Below are 16,414 nucleotides of genomic sequence, written 5' to 3'. Positions count from 1 at the left end.
AAGATAACCTTGGCAATCATAAAGCAACTCAACACTTAGATATGGGAGTCTATGGTATTAACGGAGGTGGTGGTAACTGGGGATTGAAATTCGCAAAAGGACTAGGTGATTTTGATTATACAAGTAAGGATTATACTAATGTGAATAAATATCTTTTTCAAAATGGATATGTTGTAATCGAGCAACTGCCAAATTTGAAACCAAATGATCCTTCGGAGAGAAAGCCAAATGGTTTTGATTTTGTCACACGAAATGAGAATGGTGGAATACTAAGAAGCACATCATTAGATGAAATCATGAATGTTGCTCAAAATCAATATTTCATGCCAAAAATAAGCCTTGTGGATAATACTGTAAGTCATGCTCTTGCAAATTTACTTCAATTGCCCGAAGAAGGACAGTTTGTGTACAACATAAATCCATATATGCAAAATGGAAAAGGCATAGGAATATATTATAAAAAAGGAGATTCATGGGTTCCTTTAGCTGATCCTACACCAGGAGATAATTTAGGTAACCATACAGCAACTCAAGATTTAGTGATGAGTACTAAGAATATTTCTGGTGCAACAGATATAACAGCTAGCGGTACAGTTACTGGTGATAACCTTACAGCTACAACAAAAACGGTTACTCCAGCAGCGCAGATTTCTACAGGAGCAGGTACAGGAAAAATAGCAGTTTCTGATGCTTCTGGTAATCTTACTTGGACGGATCCTTCTGCTATTACTGTTGCAGGAGATAACTTAGGAAATCATATTGCAACTCAAGATTTAGTAATGAGTTCTAAGAATATTTCTGGTGCGGCAAATGTAACAGCGAGTGGCACAGTAACAGGAACTAACCTTACAGCCACAACAAAAACAGTTACTCCAGCAGTACAAATTACTAATGGCGCAGGAGCAGGAAAAATAGCAGTTTCTGATGCTTCTGGTAATCTTGTCTGGACGAATGCTTCTCCTGAAGGGATTTTAATTTCATCATATACTGGTCCACTAGCATCCGCTTTTGAAACACCTTACCCACTAAATGTTAGTACGAATTTATTAGAGTCCAATAGAACCATTACTGTTGATAAACCATCAAGAATAATTATAACGGGGTCTTTAACAGTTGCAGCAAAGTCAAATACTATGGGAACTGGAGATATCATTATAAAGCAGAACGGAACTAGAGCAGAAGGATTTGGGACTTCACTTAAATATTCTGTATTTAATCCTATTATGAATGGTCTTGGTGAAATTGATCCAAATCTTTGTTTATCAACACGTGTGTCGTTTGAAGCAAATGTCGATGTTGAGCCAGGTTCTTATACATTTTCTGTTGATATACTTCCTGCATTTTCTGCACCAATTAATACGCAAGAAAATTATGCACCAGAACATTATTGTCCAGTAATTGGTAATTATATATCTTATAAAGTTTATAATAAATAGTTAACATCTAACTAGAGAATAATAATAAAAAGAGATTGCTTTTCCAAGTAATCTCTTTTTATTTAAATAAGTATCGAAAAAATTTGTGCCTTAATCTCTATAACTAAAAAACGCCATGAAACCCAAAAAGTCTCACAGCGTTTTCATCTCAAAAAATAAATAATTAACGGGTAATGTAACGGGTATTATTTCCAGCCTCCGCCAAGAGCGCGGTACAAATCTGTATTGGCTGTAAGCTGTTGTCTTTTAATATCGGCAAGTTCTAATTCGCTTTGCAATAAGTTTGCTTGAGCTGTTAAAACTTCAAGATATTCTGCCAAACCGTTTTTGAATAAAAGGTTAGCATTTTTAATAGCCTGCTGTAATGTTTTTACTTTTTCTTTTAAGAAAGTTTCCTGCTGCTGTAATTTCTCTACTTTAACCAAAGCATCAGAAACTTCGCTTACAGCAACCAAAACAGATTGTCTAAAAGCTAAAACCGCTTTCTCTCTTTCTGCAATAGCAATATTATATTGTGTTCTAACTCTTTTATTGTTTAAAAGAGGCTGAGTCAAACCTCCTGCAACAGTTCCAAATAAAGAAGCCGGAATGTTGAACCAATTACTAGTTTCAAAAGAGTTTACGCCGCCTTGAGCCGTAATTCTGAGAGCTGGGTATAAATCCGCTTTCGTAATACCGACATTTGCGTTGGCAGCTTTAAGAGCCAATTCGGCACTTTTTACATCTGGCCTTCTGCTTACTAAAGCAGACGGAACTCCAATTGCTGTATTATGTTTTACTTCAAGTGCGCTTAAACGAACAGATCTTTCTTTAGAATTCGGAAACGAACCTGTTAAAACGCTCAAAGCATTTTCCTGAATCGCAATATTCTGTTCCAATAACGGAATTAATTGTGCCGAGTTTAATTTTTGTGCTTCAGACTGTTGAATCGCTAAATTAGTTACCTGACCGGCATCGTATTTTAATTTGATAATATTGGTTGTACTATCATTTAAACGTAAATTTTGTCTGGCAATATCCAATTGTGCGTCTAACATCAAAAGATTATAATATCCTCTAGAAACATTAGCCACAATATTCGTTTGCAATGCTTTTTTTACCTCTTCTGATTGAAGATATCCTGCGTAAGCCCCTTTCTTTTGGTTTCTGATCTTTCCCCAAATATCAGCCTCCCAAGAAAGAGAAGCTCCAGCAGAATAGTCGTCAATATGTTTAGCTCCAATTGCCTGATTTAAGTTTAATCCCGTAAAACTATTGTCAGACGGATTGCTTGTGCTTGCGTTTACAAATAAGTTAACTTGAGGTACATTTCCCCATTTTGACTGTGTAAAACGGTATTGCGCAATTTCTATATTTTTTTCAGCAATCTGAAGGTCGTTGTTTCTGGCAACGGCACTGTCAATTAATTTGATAATATCTTTTTCTGTAAAGAAGTTTTTCCACTCCACATCGGCAATACTCGTAGTATCACTCGAAACCGATGCATTCCTGAAATTCTCAGGAAATGCATCTTTTGGAGTTTCAATATCCTTAGAGACTTTACAGGATATTAAAGTCGTGATCAGAATGGCGAAGGTCACGATTTTGGTTATATGATTTTTCATTTAGTTTTTTATTAAATTTTTTTATCCGTTGGATTTGATTTTTTAAACACATAGAAACATAGTTTTCTGAAGACTAAAAAAGGCGTTTCACTTGCATAAATACACATAGTTCTATGTGTGGAAACTGGTTTCTTTTATTCTCTTTTTTTAAAATAAGAAATCTATGTTTCTATGTGTTAAAATATTATTTTCCCAAAAAGGTTAAATTTCTGTACAAGTATCTTTTCTGGTTTCAAGATCTTTTGAGATTCTGTACGATATATATCCGATGCCAAATATGATGGCGACAAGAATGGTTGTTATATAGTTTTCCATATTTTATTTTTCTTCATTATGAATGACAGCGACTGGTTTTCCGCTAAATTTTTCTTGTAAATGCTGGAACACTATGAATAATACAGGAATAATGAATAATCCTAGAATTACTCCTGAAAGCATTCCGCCCGCTGCTCCAATACTAATCGAATGATTTCCCTGAGCCGATGGACCTTTTGCACTCATCATTGGTACAAGTCCAACTACGAAGGCAAGAGACGTCATAATAATTGGTCGCAAACGTAATTTTGCCGCTTCAATAGAAGCTTTGACCAAAGCCTGTCCTGATTTTCGTTTTTGTACCGCAAATTCCACAATCAAAATGGCATTTTTGGCGAGAAGTCCAATCAGCATGACAAGAGCAACTTGTACGTAAATATTGTTTTCAATTCCAGTTAAACCAATAGCTACAAATACTCCAAAAATACCTGCAGGGATTGATAAGATTACTGCCAAAGGCAAAATGTAACTTTCGTACTGTGCAGCAAGTAGGAAATAAACGAATATCAAACACAGTAAAAATATAGTTGCAGATTGTCCTCCAGACGAAATCTCCTCACGTGTTTGGCCCGAGAATTCAAACCCGTAACCTGCAGGTAATTGTTGTGCTGCTACTTCTTCAATCGCTTTAATGGCATCTCCAGAACTAAATCCAGGTTTCGGAATGGCATTAATAGAAATTGAGTTAAATAAATTGTATCGAGAAGCGGTTTCAGAACCATAAATACGAGTCAGTTTTACTAAAGTATTTATTGGCACCATTTCGCCAGATTTGTTTTTTACAAAAACTCTATCAATTGCTGTTGGATCGGCTCTATCGGCAATATCAGCCTGAACAACCACACGGTAATATTTACCAAATCGGTTAAAATCAGATGCCTGTGCACTACCAAAATAAGCTTGCATCGTTTGTAAAATGTCTTTTACATTTACGCCTAATTGATTCGCTTTTTCGTCGTTAACCTCCAATTGCAATTGAGGATAATCGGCTTTGAAAGAAGTAAAGGCAACGGCAATTTCTGGTCGTTTCATTAAAGCTCCAATAAATTCTTGAGAAATACCGCTGAATTTATCTAGTTTTCCTCCAGTTTTGTCCTGTAGGACTAAATCTAAAGCCTCAACGTTACTAAATCCTGGAACAGTTGGGAAACTGAATACGAAGAAACTTCCGCCAGAAATAGCGCCCAGTTTACCACGAACCTGATTCATGATTTCGTCAATGTTTTTAACTTCTCCGCGTTCTTCGTTTGGTTTCAATAAAACGAAAACTACCGCAGAAGATGGACTTGTAGAGTTTGTCAATAAGTTAAAACCTGAAATCGCGGTTACGAATCTTGAAGCGTCTAATGCTTTTAAAGTATTTTCGGCTTCGGTCATTACTTTTTGAGTTCCGTCAAGCGAAGTTCCCGATGGCGTATTTACTGCAATTGCTATAAATCCTTGATCTTCTGTTGGAATAAATCCAGCTGGAGTTGTTTTTACTAATAAAACTGTTGCAAGCGTAATAGCTGCTAACCCACCTAAACTCAACCATTTTTTTCTGATTAAGAATTTAATTCCGCCAACGTAACGATTTGTCAAAGATTCAAAACTGGTGTTAAAAGCGGTAAAGAATTTCTCTTTAAAACCTTTTTTCTCATAAGGCGCATTGTGATCGTGTTCTCCGTGATTATCTTTTAAGAATAATGCCGCAAGCGCAGGACTCAATGTTAAGGCATTTACAGCCGAAATTACAATTGCGATTGCCATAGTAAAGGCAAACTGACGATAGAAAACTCCCGTTGAGCCTTCCATAAAACCAACCGGCAGGAATACAGCAGCCATTACCAGCGTAATCGAGATAATAGCACCCGTTATTTCGTGCATTGCTTCATGGGTTGCGATTTTTGGAGACAAACGTTTATGCTCCATTTTCGCATGCACCGCTTCGACTACCACAATGGCATCATCGACCACAATACCAATCGCCAGAATTAATGCGAAAAGCGTTAAAAGGTTGATCGAGAATCCGAATAACTGCATGAAGAAGAACGTTCCTAAAATTGCTACAGGTACAGCAATAGCCGGGATTAAAGTTGATCTAAAATCCTGAAGGAAAATAAATACCACAATAAATACAAGTATAAAAGCTTCAATCAAAGTATGTTCAACTTGTTCGATAGATTGGTCAAGTGAAACTTTTGTACTGTAAAATATATTGTGTTTAATGCCTTTTGGAAAATCTTTAGAAGCCTTTTCCATCATTTTATTGATCGCAATCTGAATGTCATTTGAGTTAGAACCCGCTAACTGAATAACCCCGATTACAATTCCTTTTTTACCATTTAAACGAGTTAAACTGTTGTAAGAGTAAGCACCCAATTCAACTCTCGCTACATCTTTTAAACGAAGAACAGAACCGTCTGCGTTGGAACGAATCGCGATATTTTGATAATCTTCTGGTTTGGTAAGTTTACCTTTGTATTTAATAACGTATTCAAAAACTTCTTTGCTTCGCTCTCCAAATTTCCCAGGAGCAGCTTCCAAACTTTTGTCCTGAATCGCGCCCATAACTTCGCTTGGTGTAACATTATGAGTTGCCATTTGTGTAGGATTTAACCAAACACGCATAGAGTAATCTTTTACACCACCAAAAATACTGGCAGAACCTACACCCGGAATACGTTTTAATTCCGGAATAATATTAATTTGAGCATAATTGGCAACAAAAGTCTGATCGTATTTCGCTTCATCATCGGTATACATACCAATTGCCATGATGAAAGAGTTTTGTTGTTTTGCCGTGATAACACCTTGCTGAACAACCTCCGCAGGCAATTGACTAGTTGCTTGCGCCACACGGTTTTGTACGTTTACCGCAGCCTGATCGGCATCTGTTCCTAATTTAAAGAAAACAGTAATAGCCAAAGTACCGTCGTTGCTGGCAGTAGAACTCATATAAGTCATGTTTTCTACACCATTTATAGACTCCTCGAGAGAAGGCGCCACAGAACGTAAAACCGTTTCTGCGTTGGCTCCCGGATATACCGCCGTTACCAAAACCGATGGAGGCGCAATATCAGGAAACTGTTGTAAAGGCAGTTTAGTTAAACCCAATACCCCCAGAATAACCAATAAAATGGAAATTACGGTTGCCAGTACAGGTCTTTGTATAAATATTTTGAACATTGTGTTTTAGAATTATTTTTGATTAGTTACTTCGGCAACTTTAGTTGATTTTTCAGGCTGAATCGCTTGTCCGTCCTGAAGTTTGTCAATACCGCTTAATACGATTTGGTCGCCTGTTTTTACACCTTCTTTAATTAAATAATTAGTACCGCTTTTACCCACAACTGTAATAGGCATTTTGGTTACTTTGTTGTCTTTGCCTACAGTAAATACAAATACTTTGTCTTGCATTTCAACTGTAGCCGACTGTGGTACCAAAATCGCATCGTCGTGATTTAATCCTAAACGAATTCTTCCTGTGTTTCCAGAACGAAGCGTTCCGTTTGTATTTGGGAAAGTTGCTCTAAGCGTGATTGCGCCTGTAGTTTTATCAAACTGACCGTCAACCATATCGATTTTTCCGGTTTTTGGATAATCATTATTATCAGCTAAAATCAAGTTAACCGGAGGTAGTTTTTTGATTTTATCGCCTAATGAATTTCCAGCGTATTTCGATTTAAAGTTGATGAAATCCGTTTCACTTAAAGAGAAATAAGCAAATACTTCATGAACATCTGATAAAGTAGTTAAAGGTTCAATATCTGAAGCAGAAACTAAACTTCCTTGTTTTTTAGGCAATCTTCCAATGTAACCGCTAACTGGAGCTGTCACATTTGTATATCCTAAATTGATTTTAGCAGAACCAACCATCGCTTTTGCTTGTTCGATATTCGCTGCTGCGATTTTTTGAGAAGCTTTAGCTGTTTTTAGCTGATAATCAGAAACTACTTTGTTTTGTACAAGCGGAGTCAATTTATCAACTTCTAAGTTGGCGTTGATTAAAGCCGCTTCAGCTGCATGAAGACTTGCCAAAGCATTGTTTAACTGCTCGCGGAATGGACGCTCATTGATTTTAAATAAAGTTTGTCCTTTGCTTACATAAGCACCTTCGTCTACATAAATTCTGTCAAGGTTTCCGCTTACTTGCGGACGAATCTCAACGTCAACAGTTCCTTGTATAGAAGCAGGATATTCATTGTCTGTAGTAGTGTTTGCACTCGTGATAGCCAATACAGGTAAAACCGGTGGAGGCGGAGCAGTTGGTGCCTGGTTTTTGTCAGCACAGCTGCTTAGTACTAATGCCAGAATAAAACTGGTTATAATTACATTTTTCATTTTCATTGTGGTTTTAATTGGTTGAACATTTTCTCGGATTAATTCTTTGGGCATTCTGGCATTCTCGGGATTCATATTTAATTGAATTAAATTATCTAACGTTGTTAAGTAAAAGTGCACAAACTTCCAAACTTTAATCATTTTCAATTCTGTTCTTAAATCAGTATTAAAATATTTAACGGTGTTAAGTAAAAGTCTAAAAAAAGAGTTTTATTACCTCGATTAAATTTTCTAACAGTGTTAAGTTAAACTTCTAAAAAAAAGGATGCTATCTTATCCCGTTTAAATCATTTTACACTGTTAAGTAAAACTGAAAATTTTTTTATTGTATGGATTTGATGATACCACCAATGGCATCTTTCAAAATTTGAGCATTAATTGTTTCTAAAATATCACTTTTGTTAATGATGTTAATGGCGATTAAACCATGAATAACAGAAAAGAAAGTGAAGTACTTTTGTTTTATGATATCTTGACTCGGATTGCTGTCTTTCATTACTTCAGCAATTACCTGAGTAAATAATTTGTAAGGTCCCTCCTGAGCCGAACATCGTTGTGCGCAGCAAGTCATTTGAACACCAAACATTAGTTGATACATTTCAGTATTAGTAAAAGCGAAATCCCAGTAAGTCATCCACATGCCTTCCAATTGATCTTCGGGTTTTTCAAACTTGTCTATTGCAGCTTGCAGCTCTTTAGTCAGTTTAACGAAACCTTTGCCTGTCAGTTCTTCTAAAATTGCTTCTTTATTCGAGAAATATTCATAAATAATAGGAGCAGTATATTCGATTCTGTCGGCAATTTTACGCATACTTAAACCATTCCAGCCTTCATCTTTTACGATATCATAAGCAGCGCCAAGAATATTATTTCTTGTCTCTTCTTTTTGTCTTAAAATTCGATCTTTGCTAGCCATTGTATTCAAGTATTAAATCGTTTAACACTGTTAGGCAAATGTATGGCGGATTTTCGGATTTCAAAATATTTTTATCATAATATTTTCTTATTGTACTATAGATGGTTTGAAAAGGCTTGATTTTACTGATGTTTTTGTTTTTAATTTTTTTCAGGAGCAGAAGATTTTTCGTTTTTAAGAACGTTTTGTCCCGCTCTACATTATATTTTTTGTGGTGAACCCCACCACAAAAAGATGCCATTTCGATCGGGGCTAGGAGAGAACGCATATTTTTTCATTAGATTTCACCTCAAAGTTTGTCATCCTAAGGAACGAAGGATTACACTCGCAAATCGACAAAGATTAGATCTCGCAACTAAACAATGCATAAAAAGAAATTGCAAATCCTTATCAGGCTAAACGAAGTCGAAGTTCTCAATAATAATAATCGATGATTCTTATCTTACAGGATATTTTTCTGGATTTTGAGAAGTATGAAAAATAGCATTTAGAAATACAGTTTTTGATAATTCATCGACTATGAAAAATGCTACGTATGGAAATTTTTTAAATGGAAGATAGCGATAATTAGTATCGTGAATTTGATAGAAAGGATTTAATTGTAATGCTTTATAAACTTTTTTATAATCATTAAGGAAGTCTAAAGCTACTTTTTTGCTGACTTTTAAGATATAATATTCTAAAGCTTCTTCAATATTTTTTAATGCAACTGGAGAAACAATAACCTTATAATTCACACTTCTTTTTTAAATCGGTATACACAGAGTCCGCGTCTGTATATAGGCTTTTATCTGAAATAATTTGATCGTTCAATATATGCTGTTGTTCTTCAGATAACTCATATGGTTTTACATTTGCTATCTCAAATTTAATCTTTAGTGCTTTCATAAAGGCTTTTACAGCTTCTATTTGAGAAGCGTCTTCTGTATATGCCGTGATGTTAATTGCTTGCATGATATTAATTTACTAAAGTTGATTTACAAAGTTAAGACAAAAGTCTAATTTTCATGTTAATCTCTATGATTTATTTGTTTGCTTCGTTAGTGCGAATTGCATTTTTTCGTAACATTACAACAAAAAGAAAATGAAAACCCTAACTATCCTAAAAACCACAATTACGGTCTTATTTTTCCAACAGACTTTTTCTCAGGAAACCAAAAAAGAAACTCCGCAATACACCATCGAAAACTGTGTCAATCATTTTGATATAAACAAAGCCGTAAAAACAAAAGTTGGTTATCAATATTGGTTTGCCAACAAAGATTTTACTCAAGAAAACACTTTAAAAATGAGTATTGTAGAACCTGGAAAATCGACACACGCACCACATCATCATCCCGAAGAAGAATTTTTCTATATCTTAGAAGGAACCGCTGAATTCTTCCTTGATGGAAAAACCGTTACAGCAGGTCCAAATACCAGTTTTTATTGTCCGCCAAATGCCGAACACGGAATCAGTAATGCAGGAAAAACAGACTTGAAATATTTAGTTATTAAAAAGGATTTGAGATAGTTTACTTTCTTATATTTTGAATCTTTTGGTTGTTTTTAATCCGAATAAATAGGCATTTAGGACAACATTAATCCGCATATTTTTCAAAGTAAGTAGAAGCCATTTCTACGATTGCTTCTTTGGTTGTAAAATTGTATTGTACTCCATGATTGAGTGTATAAGAATCTCCAAGTTCGGGAAAATGCTGTTTTCCATCTATATGAAACGGATCTAGAACCGACAACCAGAGATTGCGATGCCTATCTTTGAAATAAAACTGATCGCTATCTGAAACGACTAAGATCGTCCCATTGTTATCGTCAAGAATTGAAGTATAATTGCTGCTTTCATAATCGCCTAAAATAGTAATATTGGTATTGTATTTTTGGGACATTATTTTTGCAATTTTCTTTTTTAACGGCATAAGAAGTGGTATTTAATTTGTCTCGAAAGCAGTAAATTTAAAACTGCTGGTTTTATTGATATTGCCTCTAAAAGTTTTTTTTATATTAAAATAAGGTTTTTTGCTCGATAGTTTGAGTGAAACTTTGAATTCTTATTTCGACTAGAAGCATAGATTTCAATAAAATATAAAAACCTCGATCTTATGGATCAAGGTTTTGTTTTAAAATCTTTGTTTTTCAATGCGCTATCTATAATTCTAATGTAATCAAATTAAAAATGAAAGCCAGTATTATTGATCCAATTCCAACCAATAGTATAGGATCTACTTTATCAAAAAGTCTGGGTTTTTTAGGAAGAGCATATACAATGGCTGTCAAAATAAAGATCGAAAACAAAATCAGAAAAATTCTTTTTCCTCCTCCGGTGTCTTCTTCATTTCTACATCTAAGATCGAGGTATTCTTTATCATTTTTTACGAGCGAATGAATTTCACAAGTATTTTGCGTATTGAAATCATCCAATTCATTTTTTAAAACAGCAACTGAGATGGTATCTCCAGTTTTTATTTCATTTATTACTTCCTCGTCATTAACACAACTATAGTCATAACTAGCAATCTCAAAAGTACTTTGATTATCAGTGCAATTAAATTCTATCCATTTTCTGCTTCTTTTTCCTTTTCTTTCTTTGAATTCTGGAGCTTTCGAAATGATCAGGTTTTCATAAACTTCAAGGTCTGATTGTTCTATGGCATAACTTCCGCTAATGACTTTGAAAAAAAAATAAGTTCCGAAAATGAGACACAATACAGATACAACTAAATAGCCTTTTTGCTTTTCTTCCCAATCACTAATGTTGTCAATCATATTAAAGTTTGCGATATTTTGTATTCAAAAATAGGAATATTTTTGTAGAGATTTTGGGTTTGGAATTGTTTGTGTTTTTTACAATCTTGTTATTGAAGAGCGACATAATTCAAACAGTCACTTCTTCAAATTTCATGGTATAAAATAATAAACCAAATTGATAGAAATTTTATATAATTTTAGTTTAATTTTTAATAAAAAATTGATTTCCAATTAATTAACTTTTATTAAAGAAAGCTTTAACAACGTCTGTTTCCGCTGGCTGTTTGAAATAACTAATTTTAGGTAAATTAAAATTAATAACGTTTTAAATACTTGAAATTATGAAAAAGAATATCGCCATATTAGCCACAAACGGTTTCGAAGAATCAGAATTAGCATCGCCTAAAGCCTATCTGGAAGAGCAAGGTTGGAATGCAGATATCGTCAGTTTGAAATCTGGAACTATCAAATCTTGGAAAGACGGAAATTGGAGCAAAGAATATAATGTTGATGTTGTATTAGATCAGGCGAATGAAGCCGATTACGATGCTTTGGTTCTGCCAGGAGGAGTAATAAATCCTGATTTATTAAGAAGAGAAGAAGCTGCAGTAGATTTTGTACGTTCCTTTTTTGAAAGTAAAAAACCAGTAGCCGCTATTTGTCACGGACCTCAAATTCTGGTTGATGCTGATGTTTTAGAAGGTCGAAAAGTTACTTCGTTCTTTTCTGTTAAAAACGATTTAAAAAATGCCGGAGCACAATGGGAAGACTCAGAAGTTGTCGTAGACCACGGATTAGTAACTAGCCGAAACCCAAATGATTTACCCGCTTTTAATAAAAAAATGGTCGAAGAAATTAAAGAAGGAATACATGAACGCCAGAGAGCGTAAAAAGTTGTTTTCTTTTAGGTTTAAAAATTACAAAAAATGCAGGATCAATTGTGGTCTTGTATTTTTTTTAATCCAGTTTGTCATTTCGACCGAAGGGAGAAATCACACTCGCATATCGACAAAGATTGGGTAAATATTTTGTAGAGTTTCTATTGTGATTTCTCCCTTCGGTCGAAATGACAATAACAGATGCAATATTTTATATTCTTACTCAAAATGATAATTAAGAAATTCAAAAGTTTCATTAAAACTTCTTATCAATTCAATTTTTTTATCTCTTCGCCATTTTTTTAATTCTTTTTCTCGGGCGATTGCATCCTGTATCCAAGTAAATTTTTCGTAGTAAACTAAAAACTGAATATTATATTTTGCGGCGAAACTACTTATGTTTAAATCTATATTTTCTTTATGTTTTGAAAGTCTTTTTCTTAAGTTGTTAGTAACACCAATGTAAAAAGATGTTCGATGTTCATTTGTTATAATGTAAACGTAATAAGTATGAAAGCCAAGTTGCGGATTAAACATTCCATTTTTTTGTACGAATATACGTGTTTTTTTTAATTTGTCATTTCGACTGGAAGGAGAAATCACACTAGAAACTCCGCAAAGTATTTTTGACAATCTTTGTCGATATACGAGTGTGATTTCTCCTTGCGTCGAAATGACAAAAATGCGGTTGAAATATAGATTTCTTATATTTGATAAAAGGAATATAATAATTGAAAGAAAAATCTTTCTTTTTAAAAAGTTTTCTTACATTTGAAGTTCCTATAATTACGACTTTAAATTAGAACAAGATTTGCCCTTGTATTATGTGTACGGTATCGGAAACGACCGTAAACGCTGTCGTAGGCGTTAGGAACACTAAGATGCAAGGGTTTTTATATTCCTAATACTACGACATTATGAGTACAAACACCCTTTCCAAAGAAGCCGAAACAAGGCTGATTGATTTTTTTAACCATATTATAGATCCAGAAGATATGGCTAAAATCTTAAGACAAGTAAATTGCATTTTAGCGCTCGGCGTAATGCGACAACACGAAACCCTCCAAATCGGACTAACCAATTTTGAAGACAATTATTATTGGCTCAATGAATTGGCGGAGATTTTAAATCCTTATTTGAGTGAGGAGTAAATTGTATAAATGAAAAACCTCGATTAATTTAAAAATCGAGGTTTTTAGTTCTTAGAAATATCATGTATTCATTACTTTTGCTGGCAAAGATTGCAAATCCGCACTATTGTTGCGGAGATATCGCTGGGCTATCGGGTTCTACTTCATCTTCCTGAAAGACTAAACTTATTTTGCCAAGCATAATTTGAATTTTGGTCTTTTCTTCCTCTGAGAGATTTGTAAAATCGGTATCATCGAAAACATTCTGAGTTAATAATTGACCTACCATTTCTGTATAAGAAAAATCTTCAATAACTGTTCCTTTTTGAAGTTGAACATTTATTTCATTATTGCTATCTTTTGTAAATATTAATTTCATATTATTCGTTAAATTTTTTAAGGTTATATTTTTTTACTCTTTTTTTGATAGATGGTTTTCCTCCATCGGTTATTTCTGCAATATGATCAACAACATCTTTTCCGTCAATTTTACCTTCTAAAGGACTAGATTTTATTATTAATTTATTATTGACATTTCTACATAAAACTATATTTTGAGCATCTGCTAGCATTGGAATTGTTGCATTGTGAGAAACCAAAATAATCTGTTTTTTTGATTTTATTTTTTTGATAGCAGTTACCAAACCTTTGTTTATATAATTTGTTGCCAAGTTATCTTCTGGTTGGTCAATTATTATTGGCGAAATATCCTTATCATATCCTAAAATTATGTCAAGTATAACAGATGTTTTCCAACCAGGACTTAATTTGTCAAATTCACGACCTTCTGCAGTTATTATTTTATATTTCTTTTTATTTAAGGTTTCGAAACTACCATAAATTTTAAGTTCAAAATCATCATAATTTCTAACTAATGGTCTTTGTTTGAAGTTTGAACTAAAGAATAATTCGGGTCTTAAACTTCCAAAATCAGACGCACTTTGTTTTAAAAAGTTGTTTACGACTTCCAAAAATTTGTCTTTATTTAAAACGAAATCATTTTCTATATAAAGTTTATGTCCCATTGATTCAATCTCTTCTGAATCAAATGTCAATGCATAAGTAGAAATAACGTTAATAGTATTGAAAAATTCACGATATGCTTTTACGTATTTCTTTAAAGATTCCAAAAGTTTTTCAAAATTTTGTTTTTTTGTTTGCTCTTCCGAATCATTTGTTTTTAAAAGGTTATCATATTCTTCTTTCTCTGTAACTACAATATTTCTTACTGATTTTTCTTTTTGGGAATATTCTAAAGTTAATTCGAGCTCATTTGTCAAATCTGCTATCAATTTTTTATCATGTTTGATAAAAGGATAATTAGTTAGAAAATTGTCGATTTCTTCTAGATTAGATATAAATTGTGAGTGCTTTGTTTTTGAAAATTGGAGTTTTTCAATCTCATTTGAAGTTGGAATTAATTTTTCAAAAATATTATTTTCAATATCGTCTTTAATTAACAATCTTGATAACTTTGGAATTTTATTTAGGGTTTCAGTTTCTTCTTCCAAAATTTTTACATTCTTTACTAAATCTTGAATATTCCTTTTAAATAACATCAAGCCATTGTTTATTCTTTCTTTAATTTCTTCGTCTCCAGGAAATACTCTTTTAATGATGTCAATATTTTCAATCTTATCATCAGTTATGTTATTCACAATTCCCATTATATAATTTTGATGCAAAAAGTGAGGAATCATTCCTGACGGATTCTCAATTTCTATTTTATCTATTTCATATTGAGCATAAATTGATGTAGATGTATCCTTGGTAAGTTGCTTAACAATTGAATCTACTAGCAAAGTTTTACCACTTGAAGAACCACCAATAATTACATTAAGTCCAGATGTAAGTTCAACATCTATTTCAATATTAGCTTTATTATGCTTAATTGATTTTATGTTTTCAGACCAAATTTTAGGTTTGTCCTCTGAATAAATAAGTCTTGATTGCTCTGAAAGAGAAAGGCGTAAGCCACTAAATGTAGGCTTAGCCAACATCCAGGTGGGTGTAAAAGGATTTTGATCTTTGCCATTGGGATAGTTTTGAGGAAAATAATTATCACTACAAGTAATAAGATTTACAAATTCATTTATACCGAGCTTTTTAAAATAATCTTGTGTCTTTTCAAGTTTTATATTACCTCTTGCGGTAAAACCATCAAATTGATTATAGTATATGCTTTTTTCAAGTGTCGTGTCAAATTTAACTCCAGATGGTATTGAAGTGTCAAAAGTAGCATGTGACTGTCCTCCATGAGGAAGTAACATAAATTCATAAGCGTCAAATTTATTTATAATATCTTGAATTGAAGGTATAGTTGGATCCAGTTTTTCAACAACTTTTTTAGGATATAGTTCATTCAGCTTTTCATTAAGTTCATCTAGGATTACTTCAGTAATTTCTTCAATGTCAAAATATATATGGCAATGATATGCATTACAATTCTCGTAATTTTTTATATGAAGTTCCACTCCCAAGATTATATTTATACCTAATTCCTTTGCTCGTAAATAAGATTTTTTATTGATAAAATTATGATCGGTAAGAGATATTAAATATTCCGAATCCTTATTAAATTCTAATATTTTCTTTATCAACAAATCCAAGTCGTAGTTATCATTAGGTTTGTCTGGATTGTCAGAAGTATGGATATGTAAGTCTGTATAAATTGGATTCATATTTTTTATTGTTAATTGTTAGTTGATTAAAACTGTTGATGCTTCAATGTTTCCTTTTTAAGAAATAACTAGAAAAGTTACCAGTATTAGAATCGTTGATAATAAATTTTTCATATTTATTTGGTTTTTAATTATTTACAACAAAAATCATCAATTGTCAATAAGCCATATTACGGAAATCCATAATTCGCTAAAAAAAATATTTTATTAAAAATATCAATTTACCAATCCAAACAACCAAGTACTTTTACCTGAATTTATTAGACAAAAAAAGGACAGTCCCTCCAATTAAAGAAGAACTGCCCTTTCAAGCAAATTTAAAAATTTGCATTCCTAAGAATGCGTACAGTTTTTGGGTAATCTACTAAAAAGAAGACTAAACGCAG

Annotated in this window: 15 protein-coding genes; 4 read left to right on the top strand and 11 right to left on the bottom strand. The window is 33.2% G+C overall.

Annotated features, from left to right (window positions below; all coding sequences use genetic code 11):
* Positions 1–1,436, top strand: a 1,436-nt coding sequence (locus OD917_RS06765; RefSeq protein ID WP_263522793.1) for a hypothetical protein, incomplete at its 5' end; no start/stop codon positions are given.
* 185 nt (positions 1,437–1,621) lie between these two features.
* Here the strand turns inward: OD917_RS06765 and OD917_RS06760 are convergent.
* From OD917_RS06760 to OD917_RS06735, 6 genes are all read right to left on the bottom strand, one after another.
* Positions 1,622–3,040, bottom strand: a complete 1,419-nt coding sequence (locus tag OD917_RS06760; RefSeq protein ID WP_263522792.1) for a TolC family protein — start codon at positions 3,038–3,040, stop codon at positions 1,622–1,624.
* 318 nt (positions 3,041–3,358) lie between these two features.
* Positions 3,359–6,523 (bottom strand): efflux RND transporter permease subunit, encoded by a 3,165-nt coding sequence (locus OD917_RS06755; RefSeq protein ID WP_263522791.1) that lies wholly within the window; start codon positions 6,521–6,523, stop codon positions 3,359–3,361.
* Between the two features lie 12 nt (positions 6,524–6,535).
* Positions 6,536–7,753 carry an efflux RND transporter periplasmic adaptor subunit gene (locus OD917_RS06750; protein ID WP_263522790.1) on the bottom strand — a complete coding sequence of 406 codons (1,218 nt, stop codon included), beginning with the start codon at positions 7,751–7,753 and terminating at the stop codon, positions 6,536–6,538.
* Between the two features lie 247 nt (positions 7,754–8,000).
* A complete protein-coding gene (locus OD917_RS06745) occupies positions 8,001–8,594 on the bottom strand; it encodes a TetR/AcrR family transcriptional regulator (protein ID WP_263522789.1) in 594 nt (197 codons plus the stop codon).
* 437 nt (positions 8,595–9,031) lie between these two features.
* Positions 9,032–9,331 (bottom strand): type II toxin-antitoxin system RelE/ParE family toxin, encoded by a 300-nt coding sequence (locus OD917_RS06740; protein WP_129747744.1) that lies wholly within the window; start codon positions 9,329–9,331, stop codon positions 9,032–9,034.
* The gene (locus tag OD917_RS06735; RefSeq protein WP_263522788.1) at positions 9,321–9,548 is read right to left on the bottom strand and encodes a DUF2683 family protein; all 228 of its coding nucleotides are present in this window, start codon (positions 9,546–9,548) and stop codon (positions 9,321–9,323) included. The genes OD917_RS06740 and OD917_RS06735 overlap by 11 nt, the downstream gene beginning before the upstream one ends.
* Positions 9,549–9,678: 130 nt before the next feature.
* Here OD917_RS06735 and OD917_RS06730 point away from each other — a divergent pair, with 130 nt between their 5' ends.
* A complete protein-coding gene (locus tag OD917_RS06730; RefSeq protein ID WP_263522787.1) occupies positions 9,679–10,107 on the top strand; it encodes a cupin domain-containing protein in 429 nt (142 codons plus the stop codon).
* Positions 10,108–10,174: 67 nt separating this feature from the next.
* Here OD917_RS06730 and OD917_RS06725 read toward each other — a convergent pair whose 3' ends face one another.
* Positions 10,175–10,480 (bottom strand): hypothetical protein, encoded by a 306-nt coding sequence (locus tag OD917_RS06725; protein WP_263522786.1) that lies wholly within the window; start codon positions 10,478–10,480, stop codon positions 10,175–10,177.
* 259 nt (positions 10,481–10,739) lie between these two features.
* On the bottom strand, positions 10,740–11,357 hold the full coding sequence (locus tag OD917_RS06720; RefSeq protein WP_263522785.1) for a hypothetical protein: 618 nt from the start codon (positions 11,355–11,357) through the stop codon (positions 10,740–10,742).
* Between the two features lie 323 nt (positions 11,358–11,680).
* Between OD917_RS06720 and OD917_RS06715 the strand changes: the two genes are divergently transcribed.
* Positions 11,681–12,229 (top strand): type 1 glutamine amidotransferase domain-containing protein, encoded by a 549-nt coding sequence (locus tag OD917_RS06715; RefSeq protein WP_129747747.1) that lies wholly within the window; start codon positions 11,681–11,683, stop codon positions 12,227–12,229.
* Between the two features lie 207 nt (positions 12,230–12,436).
* Here the strand turns inward: OD917_RS06715 and OD917_RS06710 are convergent, their stop codons facing one another.
* Positions 12,437–12,754, bottom strand: a complete 318-nt coding sequence (locus tag OD917_RS06710; RefSeq protein WP_263522889.1) for a GIY-YIG nuclease family protein — start codon at positions 12,752–12,754, stop codon at positions 12,437–12,439.
* Positions 12,755–13,134: 380 nt separating this feature from the next.
* On the opposite strand from OD917_RS06710, the gene OD917_RS06705 reads away from it, so the two are divergent.
* Complete coding sequence (locus OD917_RS06705; protein WP_263522784.1) at positions 13,135–13,368, top strand: hypothetical protein; 234 nt, start codon at positions 13,135–13,137, stop codon at positions 13,366–13,368.
* A gap of 103 nt (positions 13,369–13,471) precedes the next feature.
* Here the strand turns inward: OD917_RS06705 and OD917_RS06700 are convergent, their stop codons facing one another.
* Together OD917_RS06700 and OD917_RS06695 are read right to left on the bottom strand one after the other, a co-directional pair.
* Positions 13,472–13,726: a hypothetical protein gene (locus tag OD917_RS06700; RefSeq protein ID WP_263522783.1), complete on the bottom strand. Its 255-nt coding sequence runs from the start codon at positions 13,724–13,726 to the stop codon at positions 13,472–13,474.
* Between the two features lies 1 nt (position 13,727).
* Positions 13,728–16,028 (bottom strand): ATPase, encoded by a 2,301-nt coding sequence (locus OD917_RS06695; protein WP_263522782.1) that lies wholly within the window; start codon positions 16,026–16,028, stop codon positions 13,728–13,730.
* Positions 16,029–16,414 lie beyond the last annotated feature (386 nt).

This window comes from Flavobacterium sp. SH_e, from assembly GCF_025717045.1.
GTDB lineage: Bacteria > Bacteroidota > Bacteroidia > Flavobacteriales > Flavobacteriaceae > Flavobacterium.
This window is presented reverse-complemented; position numbering and strand designations above follow the sequence as displayed.